Source organism: Sphingomonas faeni (genome assembly GCF_040407495.1).
In the GTDB taxonomy this organism is placed as follows: Bacteria; Pseudomonadota; Alphaproteobacteria; order Sphingomonadales; family Sphingomonadaceae; genus Sphingomonas; species Sphingomonas faeni_D.
This window is the reverse complement of record NZ_JAPZPP010000001.1, coordinates 843,611-868,930: the sequence shown is the minus strand read 5'-3', so window position 1 is coordinate 868,930 and position 25,320 is coordinate 843,611. Positions and strand designations below refer to the sequence as shown.

Genomic DNA, 25,320 nt, shown 5'->3' with positions numbered 1-25,320 from the left:
ACGAAATATTTAGTGAGGGTCGCCCCCGTCGGGAACGTCTACCGGGCATGAAGATCGGCTTTCTATTCAACCACGACCAGGTTCACCAGGTCGCGCATGCCCTCCCGACGGCGTTGGCAATGGCGCAGGGCTATCCGAATGCGGAGATCGTCGTCGCCACCACCAACGCCCGGCTCACCGACGAAGTGCGTCGGCTGTGCGCGCGACTGGGCGTCACCGTTTCGCTCATCGAACTCAGCCTGCGCCGCGCGTCGACGCGCGCGCTGGCGAGCACGTTCGAGTGGGCGCTGCCGGTGACCAAGATCGGCATCTACCGCGACAACCTCGATTTCTTCCGGTCGCTCGACGCGCTGGTCGTCGCCGAGAAGACCTCGCTATTGCTCAAGACCCGCTACGGCCTCGACGATCTCAAGATCATCCATACGCGCCACGGCGCCGGCGACCGGGCAATTGGCTTTAACAAGCAAAGCGCGACGTTCGATCACGTGCTGGTGTCGGGCAGCAAGATCCGCCAGCGCCTGCACCGCGATGCTGGCGTACCGTTGAACCGAATGAGCCTGATCGGCTATCCCAAGTTCGACCTGATGCCCGAACCAGCGCCGCGCCTGCCGTTCCAGGCGAACGGCAAGCCAACCGTGCTTTACAATCCCCATCCGTCGCCGCACCTGTCGTCCTGGTATGAACAAGGCCGTGCGGTGCTGGAGCATTTCCTGCGAGATGACCGGTACAACCTCATCTTTGCGCCTCACGTCATGCTGTTCCACCGCAAGTTCGTGCTGACGATCGACAAGTTTCGGGTCGATCGTGCCGGCCGGATCGACCAGCGCTTTCTCGATGCACCGAACATCCATGTCGATCTGGGCAGCGCGGCGTCGACCGACATGACCTATACCGCCGCTGCCGACATCTATCTGGGCGATGTCAGCAGCCAGGTGTACGAGTTCCTCCACACGCCGCGGCCCTGCCTGTTTCTCGACGCGCACGCGACAAAGTGGGAAGGCGATCCGAACTATGCGCACTGGCAGGCGGGTGAAGTCGTTACCGGCACCGAAGGACTGGGCGACGCACTCGATCGTGCAGTCGCGCGACATGATCGATATCGGCCGGTCCAGCGCGCGCTGTTCGAGCGCAGCTTCGAGTTGACAACCGAACGCTCCGCCGTTCGTGCTGCGCGCGCAGTGATGAGCGTCCTCGGCAATACGACCCCGAGCGTCTTCCCCGAGCGCGAACAGGAGACGATCACGGGAACGCAGGGGTTGCGCGTAGCCTGAACCGCCGCGAGAAGGCCGGCGCAGTGCCAATGCCTGGCGCGGCGTTTGGGATCGATCGACCACCGTGGCTCTACGCAAGGACATCTGGCGCCCCGCCATCGTAATGGCGACAGCCGAGGCCATTCTGGCGCGCGGATCGATCGCCGGCTTTCCGATGATGTGGTTGCCGCCGATGGGTAGCTTCCAGTTCTTGGCGGACCCGTTCGGGCTATGGCGCGACGGACGGCTATACGTGTTCGTCGAGACGTACGACTACCGCGTCCGGATCGGTTCGATCGACGTGCTGGTCTACGACGCCGACTTTCGTCTGGTGGATCGCCAGCCGGTCCTCAACGAGCCTTGGCATCTGTCCTACCCGCTGGTGTTCGAGGGGGAGGGCGAGACCTGGATGCTCCCCGAAGCGCATCGGTCCAACCGGCTGACCCTGTACCGCGCGGTCGACTTTCCGACCCGGTGGGAGCCGGCGCACGTGATCGAACTCGATCACGTCGCGGTGGATGCGACGCCGGTGTTCCATGACGGGCTATGGTGGCTGTTCTACACCTCGGCCGACCGCGAACCGGACAAGATGCGGGCATTGCACGTCGCCTATGCCAAGCGGTTGGCAGGCCCATGGGTGCCGCATCCCGCCAACCCGGTCCGCGTCGATGTCGGAAGTGCACGGCCGGGTGGGATGCCGGTGGCGATTGACGGTCGGATCGTGCTGCCCGTGCAGGACTGTAGTCGGACCTACGGGGGAGGGATCCGGCCCCTGACGATGACCGTTTTGAACAGCGAGCGGTTTGAGGCCGAGGTCGGGCCCTCGCTGATGCCGCCGGACTCGTGTGCGCCGTACGTCGAGGGTTTCCATACGTTGTCAGCAGCAGGGCCGGTAACGTTGGTCGATATGAAGCGGACCGAATTGTCGTTGCACGGGCTTTCGATCGAAGCCGTACGCGAGGTCAGGAAGTTCGGCCGGGCAGTCCGAAAGCGCGCATTCGATCGAGGATAGTTAGGCCGGTGGCGGCAAACCGCTCCGGTCCGAAATTCGCGAGAACGCGAGCCCGACCCGCTTGGCCCATCGCGGACAATTTCGCGGGATTGGCCAGGATGATCGATAGCGCCGCGGCGAGCGCAGCGGGATCGCCGGGTGGGACCGTGAAGCCGGTTTCGCCCTCGACTATACTGGACGGGAGTTCGCCGACTGCCGAAGCGACCACCGGCAATCCGGCCTGCATCGCCTCATGCGCCGCAACGCATAGCCCCTCGGATCGCGACGGCTGTACGTAGACGTGGCAATCCGTGAGAAACGCTGCCGGGTCTGCGACGTAACCGGCGAACCGCAGCGTCTCAAGCCCGAGCGTCCGGGCACGGGCGACGAGCGTGTCGCGTTCCGATCCATCGCCGGCGATCACGACTTCGTAGGGCGTGCTTGTTTCGATACGAGCGAGCGCCTCGATCAGGACGTCGTAGCCCTTGACGCGATGGAGGCGCCCGAGACTGCCTATCCGGACCGGCTGCCCCTCGCGTAGCGGTGTCGCCTGACGCGCGTCAGGATCGGCACGGAAGATCGACCATTGGACCAAGCGCTCAGGGAGGACGTGAAGACGTTCCGCGGTCAGCCGGGTCACCGCGGTAGAGTCGCCCACCCAAAGCCGCGACAAGCGCTGCATCGCGCGGAGCAGGACTTGGTTGGCCGGCTTGAGAAATGCGGCATGTTGCCAGCTGACGACGGGCCAGCCACGCCGCAGGCCGACAATCTGGCCTAACAGCGTTGCGCGGGTCAACGAGGTCCAGAGATGCGTCGGTTCCCAGTCTTTCAGCGTCGCATCGAGCCACCGCAGCGCTGCTACGTGATCGGTCTCGCCGCCGTCGCGTACATGCACCTCGAACTCGGCGGCGCGCATCGCCGCCTCGCCGCGCCGATCGCGAGCGGTAAGGGCGAACACCGCGACTTGCGCGCCGCCGTCGCGGAGCACGCCGAGTACGGCCGGGACCGGCGACGCGGCGCCGCCGCCCTCGACCGAATTGATGACATAGGCGATCCGCATCGGCTGTAAGGTCACGAGCGGACGCGCTCGAAAACATCGAGATACGCACGCGCGACCGAACCGATCCGGTGGTGGTCGACCAGTGCCGCCAGAGCCTCAGGGTCGGGCGGAGCTTGCGCAAGCATCGTCGCGATCGCGCGTGCGAGGGACTCGCTATCGTTCAGCGGCACAACCAGGCCCGCGCTAGGGGTGTCGAGCAGCCGCGTCGCCGGGGTGCAATCGGTCGCAACCACCGGCCTGCCTGCCGCCAGCGCCTCGACCAGTACTGCCGGATACCCCTCGAATTCCGATGCCAGCACGACCAGCCGCGCGGCATCAAGCCGAGGTCGAATATCGGTGACATACCCGGCGAGCTCTACCCGATCGGCGATGCCGAGCGACTCGCTTTGCCGAGCCAACGCCTCCGCTTCCGGGCCTTCGCCAACGATGACGAGCCGCGCCGTGTCTTGCGGCAATCGGGCAAACGCATCGATCAATCGTGCGAACCCCTTTTCGGGCACCAGTCGTCCCGCGGCGAGCACGATCGGCATCAGCGTGTCGGGGATCGGCATCGGCGGCGGTGCATCGTCGCCGAGGGCAGGCAACGCGATCGTCGTCGTCACGCGGCGTCGCAGTATCCGGTCGGCCTGATCACGTGCTATGTCCGAAAGCGCGACTACCGCTTGTACCCGTCGCAACAGGTATCGCATCCGGCGCTCGAACGCCCATTGCCGCAGCCGACCGCGTTGCGGCTTGTCGAGTGCGGCGCTGACCTGCGCGACGACCGGAATGTCCGTACCGGCCAATGCTGCGGCTACGGGCCAGTGGAAATTTCCGGGAATGAATACGACGTCGAACTTAGGCAATTCGACGAACCGGCGAACGGCTCGCGCCAGTTGAATGCGCGAGCCACGCACGCGTGGGATAGGCGGAGATGCGAGAACGATTTCGACCGCGTCGCCGGCCAAAGTCTGCAGTGGCCCCGCGTCGGAACCGGCGAAGATAGTGACTGCGACGCCGCGCCGAGCCCACGCTTCGGCAAGGCGCACGGCAATGCGCTCGGTGCCGCCGAGTGCGAAATCATGGAGGACGATGAGGATCGACAGGGTAGCCATGGCACGGCGGGTAGCGCCGAGATCGCGTCGACGGCAAGCTTTGTTCCCTCGGTGGATCCGGCCGAGCGTTATATCGACCATGCACGTGTCCGCCGAATGCGGAGACTGGACCGTCAACGTTGCATCGACGGATATCGACCTCGATCCGGAATGGTACTCGCGCTTTCAAGGTTGGCTTTGTCGAATGCTTAATGCCGCTTAACCGAACCTGGTAATTTCCACGGTCCGCGAAGCAGCTGGCGGTTACTGATGAGATGTAAGAATTATCGAGGCCCAATAATGAGCTTGCCATCAGAAGCGCCACGATTGTCGAGGCGTAGAGCCGCACATTCAGCGTTTGCAGCTGACGGGTATCGTGTCTGTCAGTAAATTGCTGGATGCTCCGCGACCACGTACGCCCGCGGACTATAGAGTAGTAAGTTCAGCTTAGTCTTCGTCAACCACTTAACGCAACATAGATTAGTTATGATATGCAAACATATGTGAGAACTTACATAATTCTACATAAGCTGTTGATAACAAACAATTGTTGTTTTGTACTAGATCATTTTAAGTATTAGTAATTTGACTTGGGTTATGATAAGTTAAGTTGAATAAATCATACCGCATTAATGCTGAACCAAGAGTGCATGCGATTTAGCCCTGCATTTGCAGGGATTTGATATTGAATATGTCCAGCATGAGCCCGCTCGTTCGCATGGTCGATAAACTCGCTCTCCATGCGACGATCTCGGCGCAAGATCGGGTTGGACTACTCGAACTGCCATACACGACGCGTTTCTTCGAAACCGGCAGCTATTTGCTGCGTGACGGGGATATGCCCGATCACTGCGGCATGTTGGTTTCCGGCGTCGCCTACCGGCATAAAACCAGCGTGGAAGGGCTGCGCCAGATCGTTGCGATCCATATTCCCGGCGAAATCTATAATCTGCAGCAGCTGCATCTCGCCACTGCAGACAATAATGTGCAGACCCTGACGCGGTGCGAGGTGGTGACGATATCCCATGCGGCACTCCACGAGTTGGCCGCGAAGTGCCCGTCCGCGGCGTACGCGCTTTTCGTCGCGACGATCGTCGAGCTATCGATGGCGCGGGAATGGATGCTCAATATCGGCCGTCGCGATGCGCGCACCCGCATCGCTCATCTGCTGTGCGAGTTTGCCTTCAGGTTGAACAACCATAGCCTACCACCCGGGCAGGCGTACGAACTGCCGATGACGCAGGAGCAACTGGCAGATGCGCTTGGCCTTACGGCCGTTCATATCAACAGGACCTTGAAAGGTCTCATCAGCGACGGCCTGATCACCCATAGCAAACGTGGTGTGACTATTCCGGACTGGGAAATGCTGGTGGCAGAAGCAGGCTTCAATAGCCGATATTTGCACATAAGCCCGCCTGAGACGGCGACGCAGAGTGCCCGCCATGCATAGGTGCTTCAGGGGTGGATATCAGGGGCTGCTCGTAGCAGTTAAGGACGGATCTTCGGGGAGTTTGCAGTGCCGTTGAAGAGCGCGCTGGACCTGAGCGCTCCGTTATCCCCTGAGCACCGTCATGCGAGAGGCAGGTGGTCACCACTCGAGATGGCGCTGCGCAGATCAGCGGATCTCGAGACGGCGGCAGCCGCGGTCTTGCTGAGCGTGCTGTGGAGTGCGGTGCTCGTCATCGACGGTGCGACCGGACCGCATATCTCTCTGAACCCTCTGTATCTGACGCCCCTGTGTTTTACCGTATGGTGCCTCGGCAGGATCGCCGGTCTCGTATCGGGCATCATGGCGATCGCAGTAACCCTGTATCTCAACGGCTTCGGCGATGGCCTTTCGGTGCAGGCGTCGTCCGTCCCTGTGTCGACAGCGGCCTGGAATGCAGCTGCGCGAGTCTTCGGCGTGGTGTTTATAATCCTGTTTGTTGGAGCCTTTCGCCGAACCTTCGATCAGGAGCGGGCAAACGCTCGGATCGATCCCCTGACCGGGCTAGGCAATCGTCGCGCGTTCAAGGCCGAGTGTAGCCGACTGGAGTTGGCCAGTGCGCGGAATGATCGGATCCTTTTGTGCGGGCTGATCGACGTCGACGACTTCAAGTCGGTCAACGATCGCCATGGCCATGCCGCAGGAGACGACGTTCTACGGATCGTGGCAGATGCCATTCTATCGGCCGTGCGGCCCTATGATGTGACGGCCCGTGTCGGCGGCGACGAGTTCGCATTCTGTCTCGCCGTTCGCGATAGAGGGTCCGCCGAAAGGAAGTGCGGTGAAATTCACGATGCCGTCATGACGGCGCTCAATCATACGAACTACGGAGCGACCTGCAGCCTGGGGGCGGCAACAGGGTCCGACATGGCGCAGACGTTGCGCGTTGCCGATCAAGCCTTGTACCGGGCCAAGGACGCCGGAAAAAGCGCATGGGCCTTTGACAATGAGCCCGCGCGGGACGGCGAACCCCGACAGCCGTAGCGCCACCAGATCGCGCCCACACCGCAACGGCCCGCAAATAAACTCCCCGCCGGTACCGATCATCGGGGTTTGACGGGCGGGAGCGTAGACTTCCCCGTACCCAACTTGGATGGTGCCACCACGACATACCCGACGCAGTACATTCATTCGACCGCGCGCGCAGGCGGCGGCCTCGGCGTGGCGCCTGCTTCTCCCCGCATTGGCTCAGGTACGTCACGTCAAAGGGTCGGCCGACCCTTTGAAAGCTCGGCTGTCTTATTGCGGTTCTGGCTGGCCCATCCCCGTGGCAGCAGCCTCCATGTCCATGAACATCGGTCCCCAGCCATGACCGTCGGGATCTTCGAACGCGCGGCTGTACATGAAGCCCAGATCCTCGGGTCCGTGCAACTCGCGCCCGCCCGCGGCGAGTGCCGCTTCGGTGATCGAGTCGACGTCCGCGCGGCTGTCTAGGGACAGCGCGAACAGCGCGCCGCTCGTCGTGTGCGCGTCGATGATCCGCTTGTCGGTAAAGGTGGCGTAGAAGCCATGGTCGAGCAGCATGACCGAGATCGCCGCGGACCATTCCATCGCAGCGGCCTGCGGCGTCGAGAACATCGCGTTGCGCGTAAAGCCGATCGCCTCGTAGAATGCCGCCGCCCTGGCGACGTCTGCAACCGGCAGGTTCACGAAGATCCTCTTGGCCATGTCCAAACACTCCTGTTCGACTCGCTGTTTGCATGGCATGGCCAGGATGGTTATTAAAAGCAACTATGAAGTTAGAAAAGATGACTGACGTGACCGAGGTCGTGTCGAAGCGATGGTATAATGATGCCTGTGGTACGGCTCATGCGCTGGAACTAATCGGTGAGCGGTGGTCGCTGTTGATCGTGCGCGAACTGATGTTCGGCCCGCGCCGTTTCGGCGAACTGCGCGCGGCGTTGCCAGGAATCAGCGCGAACGTCCTGACCCAGCGGCTCGACGGGTTGGCGGCTGCCGGCATCGCGCGTCGCGAGAAACTGCCGCCGCCCGCCAGCGTTCACGTCTATGGCCTGACACCCTGGGGATATGAGGCGGAGGAGGCGATCCAGGCGCTTGGCCGGTGGGCGGCGCGCTCGCCGGAGCATGATCCGACGCTGCCCATTTCGCCCGCATCGCTGATGCTGTCGTTCCGGACGATGTTCCGCGGTAGCGGCGGTTGGCGGGCGACGATCGGATTTCGCTTCGGTGTCGAATCGTTCGTCGTGTACGTAGGCGAGACGCTGAACGTCACACGCGAGGATACCCCGACCGCCGACGTTATACTTGCGACCGACCCGCCGATGATCGCCGCCTTCGTGTACGGTAAGGTGCCATTCGATCGGCTGCCGATCACCGTCACGGGTGACCCCGCCGTCGCGATTCGCTTCGCCGATCTCTTCGAACTGCCCCCCAAGGCGTCGGACGAATGATCAACTAGGCGGCCAACGATACTGTCGTGCGGACGAGTGAGACTACCGCTGCCGAGTCCGCTGCGGAGGCCCAGGAGAATGTTCAGCGTCGCCGGAAGTGGCGGGTTCGCAAGGCCGATTCCTCCGGTACCGGGAATAGATAAAGGGCTGACCATGACGGGTTGGATGCGACGACCGCTCGGTCGGGGGGGGGGGGGGCGCTGAGCTTCGGTGATCGTTCCAGCCCATACGCCACGTGCTGTCCGTTTTCAGTCCTGCGATTGCGCATCCGCTCGGGCGACGATTGCCTCGCAGATTTCATGTGTCGGCAGGATGTCCGCCTCGACGGTGGATCGTCTCTCACGCACGGCCAGCAGGAAATCTGCACACATCGCCTCGAAGCCGCGTTGATGGCCGACCGAAATCCAGTCTCCCCGTCGATGCCGACATTCCGTACCCGCCGAGCGGACCGTCTCGGCGATGTTTCGCACCGAGTGCCGCACGCCGTTACCGATCACGTCCAGCCGTTCCTCGTCGAGCCCGCTATCCCGGTGCATGGTACCGATGGCGGTATAGCCATCCCCCGCGAGCACCAGCGTCACCGCCTTCAACAGGCCCTGCTCGACGTGCGTTTCGATCGTGCGGCGCTGAATGGGGGCAGGCGCAAGGAATAGCAGCGTATCGACGACATGGATGAAGTCGTCGAATACCACTCGTCGCGGCGTGTCGGGTTGCCGATGACGATGCTTTTCCATGACGATCAAATCCGCACCGACCTCGCGAAGGCCAGCATAATCCGGGGCAAATCGACGATTGAACCCGACTTTCAACAGCGTGTCCCGACGCTCGGCAAGCGAGACGAGTTGTCGGACCCGATCGAGGGTATCGGCAAGAGGCTTGTCGACGAAGGTAGGGACACGATGTTCGAGCAATGTCCCGACCAGCGACGGATGAGCATCGGTCGACGCATGCACGAACGCTGCGTCGAACGTCACGGCAGCCAATGCCTGCTCGATACCGGCATGCAGATTAGGCACGCGGAAAGCGCGTCCGGCTTCGCGCAGCACGTCTTGATCGCGGGTCGCCAGATGAAGCTCCAAGTCCGGCACCGTCGATAGTACCGGCAGATACGCCTTGCGCGCGATGTCACCCAATCCCGTCACAAGCACGCGCATTGCAATGTCCCAATACCGTCTACAAAACTCATATCGCGCATCGGATTGCACCGTCACGCGTTCGACCGACAGCCGCTACGCCTTCGCCCGACGTACTCCGCACTTGCGCCGAATTCCGCAACGGCTCAATTCCTCGGCGAGGACTAACTCCAGGGGAGAAACCCGATGACCGAGACCGCCGATTACACGCCACCCAAGGTCTGGACCTGGAACAAGGAGAGTGGAGGCCGGTTCGCGAGCATCAACCGGCCGATCGCCGGCGCCACCCACGACAAGGATCTACCGGTCGGCAAGCATCCGCTCCAGCTCTATTCGCTGGCGACGCCAAACGGGGTGAAGGTGACGGTGATGCTCGAGGAGCTACTCGCGGCGGGGCACACCGGTGCCGAATACGACGCCTGGCTCATCAAGATCATGGACGGCGACCAGTTCGGCATCGGCTTCGTCGACGCCAATCCCAACTCGAAAATCCCGGCACTGGTCGATCGCAGCGGTGCAAGCCCGATCCGGGTTTTTGAATCCGGCTCGATCCTGGTCTATCTCGCCGAGAAATTCGGGGCGTTCCTGCCGACCGATGCCGCCAAGCGTGCGGAGGTGCTGTCGTGGTTGTTCTGGCAGATGGGGGCGGGGCCGATGCTCGGCGGCGGGTTCGGGCATTTCTACGCCTATGCGCCCGTCAAGATCGAATATGCGATCGACCGCTTCGCGATGGAGGTGAAACGACAGCTCGACGTTCTCGACCGGCGACTGGGTGAAAGCGAGTATCTCGGCGGCGACGACTATTCGATCGCCGACATGGCGGTGTGGCCCTGGTACGGCGCCCTGGTGCACGGGCTGGTCTATGATGCCGCCGAGTTCCTTCAGGTGGACGACTACAAGAACGTCCGGCGCTGGACGGACCTGATCGCCGCGCGGCCCGCGGTAGCGCGTGGACGGATGGTCAACCGCATAATGGGCGACCCGTCCAGTCAGCTCCCAGAGCGCCACGACGCGGGCGACTTCGATACGCGGACGCAGGACAAGCTCGACGCTGCGGCGTCCGGCAGCGCCGCGGAGTGACGTTTCGCCAAAGCGGTTGAGTATTCCTTTTGCCGGGTGAGCCGAGGTGCGCAGACGCCTAGATCGATTGCCCGATTCTTGCGTCCAGTGCTTCGTGGCTCACCCGTTCGGCGGTCTGGGGCAACGGTAGCGGTTCGGGCGGACGGCGGGAATCTGGCGCCATCGTCCCGCTGAATACAGCTATCGCTCGTCACCTCGATGCTGATAGTAACCTTCACAGGACGGCGACGGAAAGCTCCAGGGAATTGACGGTCACAAGGCGGCATATCGCCATCATCGCGCCGCCGACGGCGGGCCACATCAATCCGCTGGCAGCACTCGGCACGTCGCTCGTCGAAGCGGGCCACAGGGTCACGATCATCCACATGGCCGACGCTGCCTCGCTGGTACCTGATTGCAGCGTGGGTTTTGCGGCGCTCGATCACCCGGCGGACCGCCAGGGATTGCTGGCGGAGCATTTCCGTAAGCTGGCGCAGCCATCGGGCCCCGTCGGGCTCCCCAGGATGATCCGCAGCACCGGATCGTTGACGGAACTGCTTTTGAAGGCTCTTCCGGCGGCATTCTCCAGGCTCGGGGTCGATGCGGTACTGGCGGACTCCGTCGAGCCCGCCGGTGCGCTCGTCGCACGCCATCTCCGCCTGCCGTTCGTGACGGCGATAACGGGATTGCCGTTGCTCAGGGAGCCGATGATACCGCCGCCCTTTCTGGGGTGGGCGTATCGTCCGGATGCGATAGGACGAAACCGGAATACTGGCGGGTACGTGGTCAGTGATATGCTGATGCGCCCGATCACGAAGATAGTCTCGACCTATGCGCGTCGTTGGGGGCTCGATCCTGCCCCCCGGCATCAATGGTCGGACCGGCTACAGATCGCGCAATGCCCGGCAGGTCTGGATTTTCCGCGCAAAGCATTGCCGCCGAGTTTCCAATACGGCGCGCCTTGGCGACTGGACGAACCTGAGGAGAGACTGCCGGAAAACGACGGCCGACCCTTCATATTCTGTTCGCTGGGTTCGTTACAGGGTGCGCGTCGATCTCTGTTTGCCGCGATGACGGCTGCGTGCGCCGCGGTCGGTGCGCGTGCGGTGGTGGCGCATGGTGGGGGGCTGAGCGACCGCGAAGCCAACTCGCTCCCCGGAAACCCGCTGGTGCGGGCGTTCTGGCCTCAGGCTCGTATCCTGTCGCAGTGTTCCGCGGCGATCCTGCATTGTGGTTTCAACACAGTGCTGGATGCGCTGGCTGTTGGCGTTCCCATCGTCGCTGTGCCGTTGGCCTTCGAACAACCCGCAACGGCGGCGCGATTGATGAGGATTGGCGCTGGAGCCATCGTATCGGCGGATGAAGCAGGCAAAGGCGGGCTCGAACGCGCGTTGCGGCGTGTCCTGACGGACCCAGCCTACAGTTGTGCTGCACGGCGACTGGCGACAGATCTCGCGGGGGCAGGGGGTGCGGTCGAAGCGGCGGCGATCGTCTCTGCGGTGCTGTGTGATGGCGGTGGCGCTATGCCTGCAGGGCTTGGTCTACCAGACGAGCAGGCAGCCTGCGCCGCGTGAGGTGGTGCGCTGCAAGAATAGCAGGTGGCGCAAGGATTAGTCCCATGACGACGTCGACCCCGTAGTGGCCACCGAAGATCGGCGTTGCCCCGATCGTCAGTATCGCCCACGCCCTGCCGGGCAAGGCAAGACGCGGCACCGCGCCGAGCGCCCAGATAAATATGGCCGCGAGCGTTGCATGGAAACTGGGAAAGCTCACGATTCCCATGAGCATGGTGAGATCCAGGACCCGCAGCGACCCATCGCGTAGTCCGGATATCAGCCCCTGTTCCTGCCACGCCACGGATGGCCAGAGATGCGTGTAGTGGGATGGGTCGAACAGATTGCCCATCGCCGGGGTGAGGCCCGAAATGAGTATCGTGACGAAACCGGACAGGATCGCGGCGCAGACCATGGTTCTCAGCGTCTCGAACTTCCCCATGCCGCTCAGCGCCACGATGACGACGATCATCTGCAAGGTAAGGCTGTGATAGGCCACGCCGAATAGCCAGATCGCGGGCGGAAATTTGTCGAGCAGGGCAAGCATCACCGGCCACTCGAAGCCGATAGCGCGATCGGCGGCGGCGAGACGTGTGTCCCACAAAGGACCCGAGTTCGCCGCCAGTGCATATGCCAGAATGACGCCGAACACCGTAAAGAGCGTCATCTGGAGGAAGGCGGTCGCGCCAGCCATAAGGCGCGGTCGCGCCGTGTATTTGCCGATCGCAAGCGCGATACCGAGCGCCATTAGCGACACGATCACGGGGGCCGCGCGGATCGGATCCACCGTGAAGCGGTGATGATATTGGGCGGCGAGAAAACTCATCAGCATGGCTGCGATCAACAGCCATGAGGGCGTGTCTCTATGGTCGGCGCGGAGCACGGGAGCGATCATTGCGGTCGAACGCAGCTTGGCACCGTGCGGTGCCGCGATCGATCGCTTCCGTGCATTTTACCTGGAAATCCATCACAGATGACCGGCTTATTGCTCGACAGTACGCGACGAGGCGTTTTAGTTACTGCGTGGTCCGGGTGGCGGTACAGGCCCCGGATGAGGACGGCCGCAGCCGTCTCCGACCCAAGATTTTGTCGCTAAGCGCCCTCGCAACGGCCTCTGGTAGAGGTTATGTGTGTATCATGTTCAATTCGCAGCGCCCGTTCATCGTCAATCCGTGCGATCACGCTACGTGACTTGGTTCGAGAAACTCGCGATCGTCGTCTTCATGGTCCTGTTCATGGAGTGCTTCGCTTGGGCGGCGCATCGATACGTCATGCATGGATGGGGCTGGGGCTGGCACAAGTCGCATCACGAGGATCATGACGGCTGGTTCGAGAAGAACGACCTGTATGCGGTCGTCTTCGCGATCGTGCCGATCGTTCTGTTCATCGTCGGGCTCTGGTGGGAACCGCTATGGTGGGCAGCGCTCGGCATCACCGTGTACGGCGGAATCTACGCCTTCGTACATGACATGCTCGTGCATCAGCGCGGCGGCTTTCGATGGGTGCCCAAGCAGGGCTATTTCAAACGGCTGTTGCAAGCCCATCGCCTACATCACGCTGTCGAAGGCAAGGACGGTACCGTCAGCCACGGCTTCCTGTTCGCGCGCGCGCCAGCGGTGCTGAAGGCGCAATTGCGCGCCAACGCCGACCCGCAGCGGCGTGCGGTGCGTCCCGAAACCGCGGCGGAACGGATGGCGGCAGAAGGCGAGAAATGAGCGTCGCGCTTCCCCGACCCGAGGCCCTGAAGCGCCAGACGCGGATCGGCGTGTCGTTGGCCGCCGCGATCGTCACGGCGTGGCTTGCGATCCACGTGACCGGCATCTTTTTCTGGCGGTGGAGCTTGGATACGCTGCCGGTGGCGATCGTGATGGTCGTCATCCAAACGTGGCTGAGTACCGGACTGTTCATCGTCGCGCATGATTCGATGCACAGTGCGTTGGCACCTGATCGACCACGGCTAAACCGTGCAATCGGTGCGACCTGTCTTTCGCTGTACGCCTGCCTGTCCTATGCGACATTGCTGCCGCAGCATCATCTGCATCACAAGGAAACCGGAAGACCGGGCGATCCCGATTTTCATGGTGGCGATCCAAGTCTGTTCGGTTGGTTCCTGCAGTTTTTCAAGACCTACTATTCTCACGGGCAAATCATCCGGATAACCGTAGTAGCGCTGATCTACACGTTGCTGCTTGGAGCGCCACTCGGCAACATCGTCATTTTCTGGGCATTGCCGGCCTTGGGCGCGGTGGCGCAGTTGTTCGTGTTCGGGACGTGGTTGCCTCATCGAGAACGTGAGGCGCCCTTCGCGGATGCCCATCGCGCGCATAGCATCGACGTTGGGCCGGTATTGTCGCTGCTGACCTGCTTCCACTTCGGTGGCTATCATCACGAGCATCATGTGTCGCCAGGAACACCGTGGTGGGGGCTTCCATCGCGACGACGTGCTCTTTCCGTGCGAACTGCCGATCATGGAGTCGTCGGGGATCGAGCCTGACGCTAGCGATCGTCCTTTCCGCTGTCGCAATGACAGGCGCGTTCGCCTAGGTTTCGATATGCAAGCATCCAGGGCTGTATCTCTGCCTGGGTATGCAGGGCCGTCTCGACATTGATCAGCGCCGCGAACGGTTCGGTCGGCTCATGCGATCGGGGCCACTCAATTCAGTTTGGATACCGTGTCGGGTAAACGCGCTATCGAACCCAGCATGCGCTCCATTTTTGCCATTCCGTCATTCGTGAAGCTTACGTCTGCGTCGGGATCGCAGTTGCTCTCCAGGATGCCTATGCTGCACAAATGCGTTATCCAGCGCAGGGTTATCGAACCCGACACCGGCCCTCTATCCATCAACTCCGTCACCGTGATGATACGCCCTTCCGCTTCGGCCAGATAGAGTTCGAGAATGATGGCATCGACGCCGTCGTTGAACAGGCTGGCGCCGAACTCGACGCGACGAACCTGCTGCACGTGCCGGATACCGAGTGCCGTCTCCCAGAGGGCGATCGGCGGTAATTCCCTGCCTACGTCCGACCAGTATAGCGTACTGATCAACCGATCAGGGTTAGTGAACCGTGTCGTAAGGACATTGGCATGTACGATGGTGCCATCAGGGCGGACGTAGCGTTTTTGAAGTCGAACGGGTGGGGCCTTGGCGATGAGCGCCCGTAGCATTGCGGCGCTTCGGTCCAAATCCCGAAGATCCGTCAATTCTCGGTAGGACTTCCCAACAACGTCTAGTTCGGACCGCCCCATCAGCAGAAGAAAGTTCTGGTCGACGGAGACGATAACCCCGTCGACAGTCGATACGCAATGGGCCGAAGGCATGGAGATTCCGTAGGTCGTGAACCTCTTTTGTAGGCGATTATCGGTGAACCGTCCAGCGCCGGGGCTAGCTGGAGCGTGCTCAGCGGTCTTGTTCAGGTGCAGGTGATCACGGGAGCAGCGGGACCGTCGGCGCTGGCGAAGGCAGCGATGGTATGGTGATATCGAACTGCGCGAAGAGGTTGGTGCGGGTAGGGCGGTCCAAAATTCCCTGCGCCTTCGGCGAGACCGGCTGCGTTCAAAGCAGTCCAAAGGTTATGAAGGTTACGCCTATGAACGTGTGGCAGGACGATGTTCTGGGCGTGCGTGACGCGCAGTTCGTCGAAGCTGTAGCGCTCGGCGAGGTCGGCCATCAGGTCGATTTGGTCGGCCGAGGCGAGATGAGTTTCCGGCAGCCGCAAAGCGCTGACGCTGAAACCCAGGGTTCAATCTTAGGATATCAGGCCCGTAGCGAATAGTCCGTGCTGATTTGGAAGCTCGCTCCCAGACCAGCACGGACTATCCGCCGGTAACCCGCTTAGGTCGCCTGGTTGGACGATACAGGCTTGGCTGTGACGTCGAAACGATCGGCGTTCATGACCTTGACCCACGCTTTGACGAAGTCGCGAACGAACTTCTGCTCGTGGCCGTTCTCGGCATAGACTTCGGCCGTCGCGCGCAGCTGCGAGTTCGAGCCGAAGATCAGGTCGGTGCGGGTCGCCTGCCACTTCTTCTCGCGACCACCACGATCGTAGCCGATGAACTTCTCGTCGCTCGACGTGTCGACCAGATCCCAGAAGGTGTCGTTATCGAGCAGGTTGACGAAGAAGTCGTTAGTCAGCTGGCCCTTACGCTCGGTGAGCACGCCCTCTGGCGCATCGCCGAAGTTCGCACCCAGTACGCGCAGGCCACCGACCAGCACGGTCATCTCCGGCGCGGACAGGCCGAGCAGCGAAGCCTTGTCCAGCAGCAGCTCCTCGGTCTTCACCGGGTGACGCGTCTTCAGGTAGTTGCGGAAGCCATCGGCCTGCGGCTCCATCCACACGAAGCTCTCGACATCGGTCCACTCCTGCGTCGCATCGCCACGTCCACCGAGGAACGGCACCGACACGTCGTGACCGGCATCGCGCGCCGCCTTCTCGACCGCAGCCGAACCGGCCAGCACGATCGCATCGGCCAGCGACATGTCGCCGCGCAGTTCGTTGAGCTTGGCCAGGACCTTGCTCAGCTGCTCTGGCTCGTTGACCGGCCAGTCCTTCTGCGGGGCGAGCGCGATGCGCGCACCGTTCGCACCACCGCGGTGGTCCGACCGGCGATAGCTCGATGCCGATGCCCAGGCGGTCTTGACCAGCTGGCCGATCGTCAGCCCGCTCGACAGCACGGCGTCCTTGAACGCAGCGGCGTCGGCGTCAGACGGCGCGGTGCCCTCGGGAACCGGATCCTGCCAGATCAGCGTCTCTTCCGGAACCTCAGGCCCGAGGTAGCGGACGCGGGGACCCATGTCGCGGTGCGTCAGCTTGAACCAGGCGCGTGCGAACGCGTCGTCGAGTGCCGACTGATCATCGCGGAAGCGAAGTGCGATCTCGCGGAACTCGGGGTCCATCTTCAGCGCCATGTCGGCGGTGGTCATCATCGTCGGCACGCGCTTGTTGGGATCGCGTGCGTCGGGTGCCATGTCCTCGGGTGCCGGGTTGACCGGCTGCCACTGCTTCGCGCCGGCCGGGCTCTCGGTCAGCTCATAGTCGTACTTGAACAGCAGGCGCAGATAGTCGCCGGTCCACTTGGTCGGGTTGTTCGACCACGCGCCCTCGACGCCCGAGGTCGTGATATGGCCCTGGCCGATCTCCTCGCTGTCGGTCAGCCAGCCGAGGCCCTGCATATGCACGGACTCGGAAGAAGGCGCCTTGAAGTGCGGGGCTGGCTTGGCGCCGTGAGCCTTGCCGAACGCATGGCCGCCCGCGGTCAGCGCAACGGTTTCCTCGGAGTTCATCGCCATCCGCTGGAACGTCGCCTTCATGTCGCGCGCCGACAGCAGCGGGTTCGGGTCACCGCCCGGACCTTCCGGATTGACGTAGATGAGCCCCATCTGGATCGCGGCAAGCGGTCCTTCGAGCTCGGGCAGATCCTCGCTGATGCGCGTCTGCGCGCCCTCGTTGACCCACAGCTCCTCGGCGCCCCAGAATGTGTCGCCCTCGGAAGCGAAGACGTCCTTGCGGCCGCCTGCGAAGCCGAAGATCGGCCCACCCATGCTCTCGATCGCGACGTTGCCGGCGAGGATGAACAGATCGGCCCAGCTGATGTTCTTGCCGTACTTCTGCTTCAGCGGCCACAACAGGCGGCGTGCCTTGTCGAGGTTGCCGTTGTCCGGCCACGAGTTGAGCGGCTCGAAGCGCTGCTGACCCGACGACGACCCGCCGCGACCATCGGTCACGCGGTAGGTGCCGGCGGCGTGCCACGCCATGCGGATCATGAACGGGCCGTAGTGACCGTAATCAGCCGGCCACCAGGACTTGCTGTCGGTCATCAGCGCAGTCAGGTCCGCCTTCAATGCGGTATAGTCGAGCTGCTGGAACGACTCGGCATAGTCGAACTCTTCACCCATCGGGTCGGGGGAGACGCCGTGCTGATGCAGCATGTCGATCGGCAGCGCATCGGGCCACCAATCCTTGTTCGTGCGACCGAGCAGCGAGCGGGCCTTGACCTCGCCGCCACCGTTGGGGCCCATGGGGCAACCGCTGCTCTTGGGCTGTTCGTAATCGGCCATGTCGGCGTCCTCTCTCGATAGGTGTAACCGTGTTGCCCTAAAGTGCAGCATCGGGCAGACATTTGTCCAATCGATTATTCGGCGCCGATCGATCACTGGAGTCGATCAACGTCGACCGTCAACCGTGCGTGGAACTCAGGGTGTTCAACGCGCGGTGGCCTTCGCGGCCCAATGCGAAAAGTCGCGCAAGTTTTATGGCCAACCTGGGATCATGGCCGGTGCGGCATCGTTACACACATCGTTCCGAGCGTCGTGTGGCGCCATGCAGAGAGGCTCGACGCTGATGAACGCTGCCGATGTTTTCACGACGCTCGACGTCGAACTGAAGCCCGATCCGTCGCGCACCGTCATCAGGCCATTCAGCTTCGGCTATCCACCCGCCTTCGAGACGGATCACCCTCCGCGCATGCAGGTCGTCGTCGACCGCATTCAAGGCTTGGACGATGCGATGCGAGCGAGGATGCTCGAGCTGTTGCTGACTCCGATGCGGGACCGTCATCGCAACGCCGAGCAAGTCCTGCTCCGTCGCTTCGAAGAGGTGCGGCCGGACATAGGCGATGGCAATTTCAGTGATGACGAACGGCTCCTGATCGGCGCCTATTTCAGTCAGGAATATGCGTTTGAATCCGCTGCGTTGTTCAATCCCAGTATGGTTTCGCTGACGGATGAAGAGCCTACGATGCCCGGCGCGGTCCGCTTCGTCATGTCGCTGCGCGGTATCGGCGAGGGGCACATTTCGTCGATCACGTTTCGCACCGGCGAATGGGGCCCAGGCGATCGGCTGGTGATCGATCCGCCGAGCGCGCACGGCGTGCCCCCTTGTGTCGAACGTCATCAAGACGGTTGGGTCCGCCTGGTATGCGAGGACAGTCAGGATGCGTCCGAAACCGTAATTTTTCCGGTACTGCCCTCGCAGCGGCAAGGCATCGAAGATCTCCGCCTCGTCAACTTCACCGATCATGACGGGGTCCGCAGCATCATCGGCACGTACACCGCGTTCGATGGCAAGGACGCACGACAGGAGATCTTGCGTGGTGTCGACCTGCGCAGGGTCGAGATGAGACCGCTGACGGGTGCCATGACCGGGTATAAGGGGATGGCGCTGTTTCCCCGGCGTATCGACAATCGGTTCGTGATGCTGGGTCGCCAGGACAACGAAAACATCTGGCTGCTGCGGTCGGACGACCTCTACACATGGGAGGCAGGCGAGCGGATCATGGCGCCGAAATATCCGTGGGAGTTCGTGCAGTTGGGCAATTGCGGTTCGCCGATCGAGATCGACGAGGGCTGGCTGGTCTTCACGCACGGCGTGGGTATGGTTCGCGGGTATTGCATCGGTGCCTGCCTGCTCGACAAGGACGATCCGTCGAAGGTGCTGTCGCGGACCGCTTCGCCACTGTTGTTTCCCAGCGCGGAGCAACGCGGAGGCTATGTTCCGAACGTGACCTACAGTTGTGGCGCGTTGCTCCGGGATCGCCGCATTTTGCTGCCCTATGCGATCGCCGCAGCGCGGCATCGGGGGTGACAGTGTCAAACGGGTGTGAACTCGGACATGACCCACCCCGCGCAGCTTGCCTACAGCGCTACCGAGCCGTAGGGGCGATTTACCGGCGTACCGACCCGCCGTTGTCCGCAAATTCACAGGAATGCCTCACGAACTGTTCAGGCTTTCAGCGTATGATAACCACACCACCGAAGGGCAATATTCGAGGACGATCAATGCGCGCGACCTTTCTTTCTCGCCTGCTTCTTTCCAGTATCGCCGCAAGCATCCTCGTCCCGGCACCGGCGGCTGCAAGTTCCCCCGAACTCATCGGGCTCGAGCGTGCACTGAGCAAGCTGGTCGCCGAACGGTCCGGCGATTACGGCATTGCGGCGCTCGACCTGCGCGATGGTTCGATGGTGTCGATCAACGGAGATACCCCGTTCCCGATGGCCAGCACGGTAAAGCTGGCCATCGCGGCCGCCTACCTCGCCGAAGTCGACCAAGGGCGACGCAGCCTCGGCGACATGATCAGTGGCCGACCCGCGGCGAAAGTCATGGAGTTGATGATCATCCGCAGCGACAACCAGGCAACCGACCAGTTGCTTGCCGCGCTGGGCGGCCCTGTCGCGATCCAGCAGTGGTTGTGGTCGCAGAAGATACCCGGCATCCGAATGGACCGGACGATTGCCCAGTTGCTGCGAGAACGGGGCCACCTTGCGGACAGCAAGGATGTTGCCACGCCGGTTGCGATGGTCACGCTGCTGAACAAGCTCGACGACGGTACCGTCTTGACGGCGCAAAGCCGCGCCTTTTTGCTCGGACTGATGAGCCGATGCGCGACGGGCACCCGCCGGATCCGCGCTCTGCTCCCTGCGGGGACTCGGGTAGAGGACAAGACCGGCACGCTGGATGGCATCACCAACGACGTGGGGTTCATCACCATGCCCGATGGCCGCCGGGTGGCAGTCGCCGTCTTCGCGCGCGGTGGACGCGATCGCCAGCCCGTCATCGCCGAGGTCGCTCGCGTGATCTATGACCGGTTTGCAGATACGGTGCGCAACGCACTTGCGTTGTTCATGCAAATGCGGTGACCGGACTGGGCGGCGGCGGATTCCAGATTGCGGGTCAACCGCGCAATAGTCGGCGCGCGGATTGCCTAGTTGAGATATTGGCCGTTGAAGGCCTCGCGCCCAGACGCAAGATATTGGCAAATTTTCGGCCTTTGGGCGACCAGCCGTGACGGAAGTGGCCGTGCCGTGCATCCATGCTCTGGCCAAGGGGTGACATGACGCGTTTGAGTACCGAGCTTGTGACATGGGTCGCGCGGCAGATCCTGCCGCACGAACCTGCGTTGCGGCGGTGGCTCCGTACCGGCTTTCCCGGCGTCGACGTCGATGATGTCGTGCAGGAGTCCTATTGTCGATTGGCGGGGTTGGCCGATTTCGGGCGGGTGGAGGATCCTCGGCGGTACCTGTTCCAGACTGCGCGCAACGTCGTGCTCGCCGAATTGCGTCGTGCGCGGATTGTACGGATCGATGCCGTCGGGACCAGCGCCGATCTCGAAATGGCGTTGGCGGCCGACTATCTGTCGCCTGAGCGGATCGTCGCCGGGCGCGGGTTGCTGGCACGGGTCGAGCATCTGCTTGCCGATCTTCCCGAACGCAGCCGCACGATATTCCGCATGCGCAAGGTCGAGGGACTGTCGCAACGGGACATCGCAAGCAGGCTTGGGATCACCGAAACCATCGTCGAGAATGATTTGGCACGAGGATTGAAGACTATCTTGAACGGCCTTTCGGTGGAGGACCGCGCCGACCTGCCTGCCCGCACCAAGAGGAGCCGTCATGCACGATGAGCCTGACGCGATCGAAACGGCTGCGGCGCGGTGGGTCGCTCGCATGGACCGGACACCGGACGATCCGGTACTCGCGCGCGAGATCGAAGGCTGGTGCGCGGAACATCCGCGTCATGCGGGTGCGTTGTTGCGCGCGCGCGCGGTATGGAGCGGGATCGACGCGGATGACGTGGATGACGGATCGATCGACGGTGCGTTCGAGACTGGCCCCTCGTGGCCGCGCCGTCGCGTGCTGGCGGCCGGCGGGGGGCTGGCAGTTGCGGCGGCTGCGGTCGGTGCGGTGTGGCTTGGGACGCGAGGCGATACGGCGCTGGCCACCAAAGTCGGCGAACGGCGGATCGCCAGGCTCGACGATGGCTCGACGGTTGTTCTGAACACCGCGAGCCGGACGCATGTGCGGATGACGCCCGAGCAGCGGTCAGTCGCGCTCGACGACGGCGAGGCCTGGTTCGCGGTCGCGAAGGACCATGCGCGACCCTTCATCGTCTCGGCAGGCGATGTCCGCGTGCGGGCGGTCGGTACGGCGTTTGCGGTGCGGCGCCATTTCGGCCGCGCCGAAGTGACGGTGACCGAAGGGCGCGTCAGGGTCTGGTCGGTCGCCGCGCCCGAACGGTTCGTCACGCTCGATGCGGGCAAGCATGCGGTGGTAGCGGATGCATCCGGCACTGCCGAGACGGTCGTATCGGCGGCCAGGCCTGCGGAGACGCTGGCCTGGCGAAAGGGCGAGATCGTGCTCGACGGCATGACGCTGGGCGATGCCGCGGCCGAGTTCAACCGGTACAACACGCGGCAATTGTCGGTCGAGGCGCCGCTCGCGGACCGCCGGATCGTCGGCTGGTTCCGAACCGACGATATGGATGGGTTCGCGCGCTCGGCGGCGGCGATGACGGGCGCGCGGATCGAGCGCGATGGCAGCGACTTGCGCGTCGTCGAATAATTCCGCGATGTGCTGACGGAAACCCCTCGGCGACGCATCTCTATCCCCAGACGCGCTGAAGACGCGTTCGGGATAATCGCAGGGGAGGAATATCATGCGTTCACAGCTGTATACGGGTCTGGTGTTGGCCAGCGCCCTTGTCGTCGCGTCGCCCGCCGCAGCCTTTGGGCAGACCCGCAGCTTCGACGTTGCGGCGCAGCCTGCATCGACCGGCATCGTCGCCTTCGCGCGCCAGGCCGGTATCCAGATCATCGCACCTGAGGACGCTACGCGCGGTCGGCGGATCGTCGCGATCCGGGGTAATCTCGCGGTCACCGACGGGCTTCGTCGCATTGCCACCGCATCCGGCCTGAGGCTGGTGTCGTTCGATGGCCGCACCGCCGTCCTCGCGACCGGCGCCATCGCCGCGCCGCAGGTGTCGCAGACCGATCCCACGACGCCCGTCGGCGTCCAGCCAGAGACGCAGCAGGCCAGCAACGAACTCGACGAGATCGTCGTCACGGGCACGCGCGCACGCGGCCAGACCGTTTTGACCTCGTCGTCGGCGGTCACCGTCGCGACCCGCGAGGACCTGGACCGCAAGGCGCCGCGCTCGACCGCGCAGGCGCTCGAACTGATCCCGGGCGTGTTCGTCGAAGGATCGGGCGGCGAAGTCTCGAACAATTTCTCGGTCCGCGGCCTCGCCGGCGGTGGCCAGCAATTCGTGCAGTTGCAGGAGGACGGGCTGCCCGTCTTTTATATCAACGCGCTCAGCGACACGATCCTGAAGCAGGAAGTGTCGATCGACCGGCTCGAAGCGGTGCGCTCGGGCTCGTCGGGCATCCTGACCGTCAACGGCGCCGGCGCGACGGTCAACTTTATCACGCGCAAACCCGATTTCGACAAGTCCGGCGGCACGTTCCAGCTGACCACGTCGAGCTTCGGCACGGCGCGCGTCGATGCGTTCATGACCAAGCCGATCGCCGAGAACACCGCGATCTCGATCGGCGGGTTCTACCGCAAGGACGACGGCATTCGCGATCCAGGTTACGACGCGAACCATGGTTTTCTCTTTCGCGGTGCGATCGCGCAGCGCTGGACCGGCGGCAAGCTGACGCTGTCGGCAAAGGTCGTCGACGACAGCAACATCTTCTATGTCGGCATCCCGCTGACCGGCGTCGGCGATCCGAAGTCGATCCCCGGCTTGTCCGCCACCCACGGCCTGTTGCAAAGCCGCGATTTCTCGCTCGTCCGCACGCGCACCTCGCCGACCACCGGGCGATCGTTCCAGCCGATCGACCTCGAGGACGGCGTGCACACCAAGTCGCAATCCTACGGTTATGACCTGACGCAGGATATCGGTACCGACTTCAATTTCTTTGCGCGCGGTCGCTACACGAACTTCGGCACCGACTTCAATTCGATCTTCTCGTACGACAATTCCGGGTTGGGGCTCGCCTCTGACCGGCTGGCGAACAACCCGACCAGCGCGCAGACGCTCGCGCGGTTCGCGCCGCAGGGCGCCAACAAACTGGGTATCCGCTATGTCGATACCGGCCAGGTCATCACCGGCACCGCGGCACTCAACGCGATCAACGGCAACGGGCTACTCGCCGAGAGCGTGATCGGCCGCAACCGCGCGTCGGTGAAGGAGTTCACAAGCGATACCGGGATCACGTGGCAGACGCCGACCAACTCGCTGACGCTGGGCGGATTGTTCACAAGGTCGAGCCGTTACAACGACGCGATCGGCACCGCGACCTTCCTGACCGACGTACAGGATCGCGCGCGCCGGGTCGACGTAGTCGCGCTGAACGCCGCTAATAACGTCGTCGGATCGCTGACCGAGAACGGCTTCCTGACCTACGGCACGTTCGGCGAAGGCCCGAGCCGTGCCAAGTTTAGCTCGATCTCGGCCTATGCCACCGACCAGCTGACGCTCTGGGACAAGCTGCGGATCGATGGCGGTGCTCGTTTCGAGCATTTCGTATTCAACCGGCTCGCGGGCGACACGCTCAACCGCGCGCCCATCGCCGGATCGGGCACCTATGATGCCAACGGCAATCTGCTGGTCGACAATGACAACATCATCGCCAACAACTATATTAACAACAGCTTTGCCGGCACCTACACGGCGCAGCGCCGCGAGTTCAACAAGGTCGCGTGGACGCTCGGTGCGAATTATCTCATCACCCCGCGCCTCGCGGTCTATGGCCGCTATGCTACCGGGTTCCAGGCGCAGGAGCAGAACACGCCGACCAACCTCCGGTTCGCTGAAGGCGGCGTGCGCTATTCGAGCGGCTTCCTGCAGGCGTCGGTCACCGGCTTCTACACCAAGTTCCTCGATTACCCGCAGTCGCGCGACATCACCTCGACCGTCGGCGGCGTGGCGATCACGCAGCAGCTGACTGCCAATTCGGGGATCAAGGTATATGGCGGCGAGTTCGACATCACGTTGCGCCCGGCGACGTGGTTCCGACTCCAGGCAAGCGGCGTGATCCAGGATTCGAGCATCAGCATCGGCGAGCTCATCGCGCGACGCAACGGCGTGGTGGTCGATCTCAACACGATCGACCCGGCGCTGCGGGCGACCGTGCAGGGCTTTGGCGGCAACCGGCCGGAGCGGACGCCGGCGCTCAACATCAACGTCACCCCGGCGATCGTGCTGCCGAACAATCTGGGTGAGATCTATGGCAGCTGGAAGCGGATCGGGAAGATCTATGCCGACGTGTCGAACTCGCTCGAATTGCCGGCCTATTCGGTATTCTCGGCCGGCGTGCTGTTCCGGCTCGACGAGGCGGTGTCGTTGTCGGCTAGCGTCGAGAATATCGGCAACGTGATCGGGCTGACCGAAGGCAACCCCCGCGGCGGTTTCGTCGAGAATACCGGCCAGAACACGTATTTCGCGCGCCCGATCAATGGTCGTAATGCGGTGGCGAGCGTGCGTTTCGATTTCTAACTCCTCCCTTGGGCGCGGTTCACCCGAGC

21 protein-coding genes and 1 pseudogene are annotated in these 25,320 nt (G+C 62.9%); 14 read left to right on the top strand and 8 right to left on the bottom strand.

Annotated features, from left to right (window positions below):
- Positions 1-47 precede the first annotated feature (47 nt).
- Both O6W96_RS03930 and O6W96_RS03925 read left to right on the top strand, forming a co-directional pair.
- Entirely contained in the window at positions 48-1,271 is a 1,224-nt protein-coding gene (locus O6W96_RS03930; RefSeq protein ID WP_353468344.1) for a hypothetical protein, read from the top strand.
- Positions 1,272-1,335: 64 nt separating this feature from the next.
- Positions 1,336-2,262, top strand: coding sequence for a glucosamine inositolphosphorylceramide transferase family protein (locus O6W96_RS03925; protein WP_353468343.1), 927 nt, complete (start codon positions 1,336-1,338; stop codon positions 2,260-2,262).
- Here O6W96_RS03925 and O6W96_RS03920 read toward each other — a convergent pair.
- Entirely contained in the window at positions 2,213-3,316 is a 1,104-nt protein-coding gene (locus O6W96_RS03920) for a glycosyltransferase family 4 protein (protein ID WP_353468342.1), read from the bottom strand. The genes O6W96_RS03925 and O6W96_RS03920 overlap by 50 nt on opposite strands.
- On the bottom strand, positions 3,313-4,395 hold the full coding sequence (locus tag O6W96_RS03915) for a glycosyltransferase (protein ID WP_353468341.1): 1,083 nt from the start codon (positions 4,393-4,395) through the stop codon (positions 3,313-3,315). The genes O6W96_RS03920 and O6W96_RS03915 overlap by 4 nt, the downstream gene beginning before the upstream one ends.
- A gap of 679 nt (positions 4,396-5,074) precedes the next feature.
- Between O6W96_RS03915 and O6W96_RS03910 the strand changes: the two genes are divergently transcribed.
- Both O6W96_RS03910 and O6W96_RS03905 read left to right on the top strand, forming a co-directional pair.
- Positions 5,075-5,824, top strand: a complete 750-nt coding sequence (locus tag O6W96_RS03910) for a Crp/Fnr family transcriptional regulator (RefSeq protein WP_353468340.1) — start codon at positions 5,075-5,077, stop codon at positions 5,822-5,824.
- A gap of 66 nt (positions 5,825-5,890) precedes the next feature.
- Entirely contained in the window at positions 5,891-6,844 is a 954-nt protein-coding gene (locus O6W96_RS03905) for a GGDEF domain-containing protein (RefSeq protein ID WP_353468339.1), read from the top strand.
- 255 nt (positions 6,845-7,099) lie between these two features.
- Here the strand turns inward: O6W96_RS03905 and O6W96_RS03900 are convergent, their stop codons facing one another.
- Positions 7,100-7,528 carry a VOC family protein gene (locus tag O6W96_RS03900; RefSeq protein ID WP_353468338.1) on the bottom strand — a complete coding sequence of 143 codons (429 nt, stop codon included), beginning with the start codon at positions 7,526-7,528 and terminating at the stop codon, positions 7,100-7,102.
- An 80-nt stretch (positions 7,529-7,608) separates the two neighbouring features.
- Between O6W96_RS03900 and O6W96_RS03895 the strand changes: the two genes are divergently transcribed.
- Positions 7,609-8,271 (top strand): winged helix-turn-helix transcriptional regulator, encoded by a 663-nt coding sequence (locus O6W96_RS03895; protein ID WP_353468337.1) that lies wholly within the window; start codon positions 7,609-7,611, stop codon positions 8,269-8,271.
- A 248-nt stretch (positions 8,272-8,519) separates the two neighbouring features.
- On the opposite strand, the gene O6W96_RS03890 is transcribed toward O6W96_RS03895, so the two are convergent.
- On the bottom strand, positions 8,520-9,425 hold the full coding sequence (locus O6W96_RS03890) for a Gfo/Idh/MocA family protein (RefSeq protein WP_353468336.1): 906 nt from the start codon (positions 9,423-9,425) through the stop codon (positions 8,520-8,522).
- A gap of 165 nt (positions 9,426-9,590) precedes the next feature.
- Here O6W96_RS03890 and yghU point away from each other — a divergent pair, with 165 nt between their 5' ends.
- Positions 9,591-10,484 (top strand): glutathione-dependent disulfide-bond oxidoreductase, encoded by an 894-nt coding sequence (gene yghU, locus O6W96_RS03885; protein ID WP_353468335.1) that lies wholly within the window; start codon positions 9,591-9,593, stop codon positions 10,482-10,484.
- A 245-nt stretch (positions 10,485-10,729) separates the two neighbouring features.
- The gene (locus O6W96_RS03880; RefSeq protein ID WP_353468334.1) at positions 10,730-12,037 is read left to right on the top strand and encodes a glycosyltransferase; all 1,308 of its coding nucleotides are present in this window, start codon (positions 10,730-10,732) and stop codon (positions 12,035-12,037) included.
- Here the strand turns inward: O6W96_RS03880 and O6W96_RS03875 are convergent.
- Positions 11,985-12,899 (bottom strand): phosphatase PAP2 family protein, encoded by a 915-nt coding sequence (locus tag O6W96_RS03875; protein WP_353468333.1) that lies wholly within the window; start codon positions 12,897-12,899, stop codon positions 11,985-11,987. The two genes, O6W96_RS03880 and O6W96_RS03875, sit on opposite strands and share 53 nt — an antisense overlap.
- Positions 12,900-13,239: 340 nt before the next feature.
- On the opposite strand from O6W96_RS03875, the gene O6W96_RS03870 reads away from it, so the two are divergent.
- Together O6W96_RS03870 and O6W96_RS03865 are read left to right on the top strand one after the other, a co-directional pair.
- Positions 13,240-13,731 carry a sterol desaturase family protein gene (locus O6W96_RS03870; RefSeq protein ID WP_435372187.1) on the top strand — a complete coding sequence of 164 codons (492 nt, stop codon included), beginning with the start codon at positions 13,240-13,242 and terminating at the stop codon, positions 13,729-13,731.
- Positions 13,728-14,510 (top strand): fatty acid desaturase, encoded by a 783-nt coding sequence (locus O6W96_RS03865; protein ID WP_353468332.1) that lies wholly within the window; start codon positions 13,728-13,730, stop codon positions 14,508-14,510. Before O6W96_RS03870 ends, O6W96_RS03865 begins: the two co-directional genes overlap by 4 nt.
- A 159-nt stretch (positions 14,511-14,669) precedes the next feature.
- On the opposite strand, the gene O6W96_RS03860 is transcribed toward O6W96_RS03865, so the two are convergent.
- The 3 genes and pseudogenes from O6W96_RS03860 to katG all read right to left on the bottom strand — a co-directional run bounded on the left by O6W96_RS03860 (position 14,670) and on the right by katG (position 18,075).
- The gene (locus tag O6W96_RS03860; protein WP_353468331.1) at positions 14,670-15,584 is read right to left on the bottom strand and encodes a PAS domain-containing protein; all 915 of its coding nucleotides are present in this window, start codon (positions 15,582-15,584) and stop codon (positions 14,670-14,672) included.
- A pseudogene (locus O6W96_RS03855) lies at positions 15,554-15,754 on the bottom strand (hypothetical protein); the annotation flags it as partial. The gene O6W96_RS03860 and the pseudogene O6W96_RS03855, both read right to left, overlap by 31 nt.
- 95 nt (positions 15,755-15,849) lie before the next feature.
- The gene (gene katG / locus O6W96_RS03850; protein ID WP_435372173.1) at positions 15,850-18,075 is read right to left on the bottom strand and encodes a catalase/peroxidase HPI; all 2,226 of its coding nucleotides are present in this window, start codon (positions 18,073-18,075) and stop codon (positions 15,850-15,852) included.
- A gap of 283 nt (positions 18,076-18,358) precedes the next feature.
- On the opposite strand from katG, the gene O6W96_RS03845 reads away from it, so the two are divergent.
- The 5 genes from O6W96_RS03845 (at position 18,359) to O6W96_RS03825 (ending at position 25,291) form a co-directional block, all read left to right on the top strand.
- Positions 18,359-19,600, top strand: a complete 1,242-nt coding sequence (locus O6W96_RS03845) for a glycoside hydrolase family 130 protein (RefSeq protein WP_353468512.1) — start codon at positions 18,359-18,361, stop codon at positions 19,598-19,600.
- A 194-nt stretch (positions 19,601-19,794) separates the two neighbouring features.
- Positions 19,795-20,652 (top strand): serine hydrolase, encoded by an 858-nt coding sequence (locus O6W96_RS03840; protein ID WP_353468330.1) that lies wholly within the window; start codon positions 19,795-19,797, stop codon positions 20,650-20,652.
- A 194-nt stretch (positions 20,653-20,846) separates the two neighbouring features.
- Complete coding sequence (locus tag O6W96_RS03835) at positions 20,847-21,416, top strand: RNA polymerase sigma factor (protein WP_353468329.1); 570 nt, start codon at positions 20,847-20,849, stop codon at positions 21,414-21,416.
- Complete coding sequence (locus O6W96_RS03830; protein WP_353468328.1) at positions 21,406-22,353, top strand: FecR family protein; 948 nt, start codon at positions 21,406-21,408, stop codon at positions 22,351-22,353. The genes O6W96_RS03835 and O6W96_RS03830 overlap by 11 nt, the downstream gene beginning before the upstream one ends.
- A 94-nt stretch (positions 22,354-22,447) precedes the next feature.
- The gene (locus tag O6W96_RS03825) at positions 22,448-25,291 is read left to right on the top strand and encodes a TonB-dependent siderophore receptor (RefSeq protein WP_353468327.1); all 2,844 of its coding nucleotides are present in this window, start codon (positions 22,448-22,450) and stop codon (positions 25,289-25,291) included.
- Positions 25,292-25,320: the final 29 nt, after the last annotated feature.

What these genes read in the sequence shown, in the direction of transcription:
- O6W96_RS03825 (WP_353468327.1), top strand. Translation starts at nt 22,448, where the DNA reads ATGCGTTCACAGCTGTATACGGGTCTGGTGTTGGCCAGCGCCCTTGTC.
- O6W96_RS03915 (WP_353468341.1), bottom strand. Translation starts at nt 4,395, where the DNA reads ATGGCTACCCTGTCGATCCTCATCGTCCTCCATGATTTCGCACTCGGC.
- O6W96_RS03910 (WP_353468340.1), top strand. Translation starts at nt 5,075, where the DNA reads ATGAGCCCGCTCGTTCGCATGGTCGATAAACTCGCTCTCCATGCGACG.
- katG (WP_435372173.1), bottom strand. Translation starts at nt 18,075, where the DNA reads ATGGCCGATTACGAACAGCCCAAGAGCAGCGGTTGCCCCATGGGCCCC.
- O6W96_RS03845 (WP_353468512.1), top strand. Translation starts at nt 18,359, where the DNA reads ATGAACGCTGCCGATGTTTTCACGACGCTCGACGTCGAACTGAAGCCC.
- O6W96_RS03870 (WP_435372187.1), top strand. Translation starts at nt 13,240, where the DNA reads ATGGTCCTGTTCATGGAGTGCTTCGCTTGGGCGGCGCATCGATACGTC.
- O6W96_RS03895 (WP_353468337.1), top strand. Translation starts at nt 7,609, where the DNA reads ATGACTGACGTGACCGAGGTCGTGTCGAAGCGATGGTATAATGATGCC.
- yghU (WP_353468335.1), top strand. Translation starts at nt 9,591, where the DNA reads ATGACCGAGACCGCCGATTACACGCCACCCAAGGTCTGGACCTGGAAC.
- O6W96_RS03930 (WP_353468344.1), top strand. Translation starts at nt 48, where the DNA reads ATGAAGATCGGCTTTCTATTCAACCACGACCAGGTTCACCAGGTCGCG.
- O6W96_RS03830 (WP_353468328.1), top strand. Translation starts at nt 21,406, where the DNA reads ATGCACGATGAGCCTGACGCGATCGAAACGGCTGCGGCGCGGTGGGTC.
- O6W96_RS03835 (WP_353468329.1), top strand. Translation starts at nt 20,847, where the DNA reads ATGACGCGTTTGAGTACCGAGCTTGTGACATGGGTCGCGCGGCAGATC.
- O6W96_RS03890 (WP_353468336.1), bottom strand. Translation starts at nt 9,425, where the DNA reads ATGCGCGTGCTTGTGACGGGATTGGGTGACATCGCGCGCAAGGCGTAT.
- O6W96_RS03840 (WP_353468330.1), top strand. Translation starts at nt 19,795, where the DNA reads ATGCGCGCGACCTTTCTTTCTCGCCTGCTTCTTTCCAGTATCGCCGCA.
- O6W96_RS03865 (WP_353468332.1), top strand. Translation starts at nt 13,728, where the DNA reads ATGAGCGTCGCGCTTCCCCGACCCGAGGCCCTGAAGCGCCAGACGCGG.
- O6W96_RS03900 (WP_353468338.1), bottom strand. Translation starts at nt 7,528, where the DNA reads ATGGCCAAGAGGATCTTCGTGAACCTGCCGGTTGCAGACGTCGCCAGG.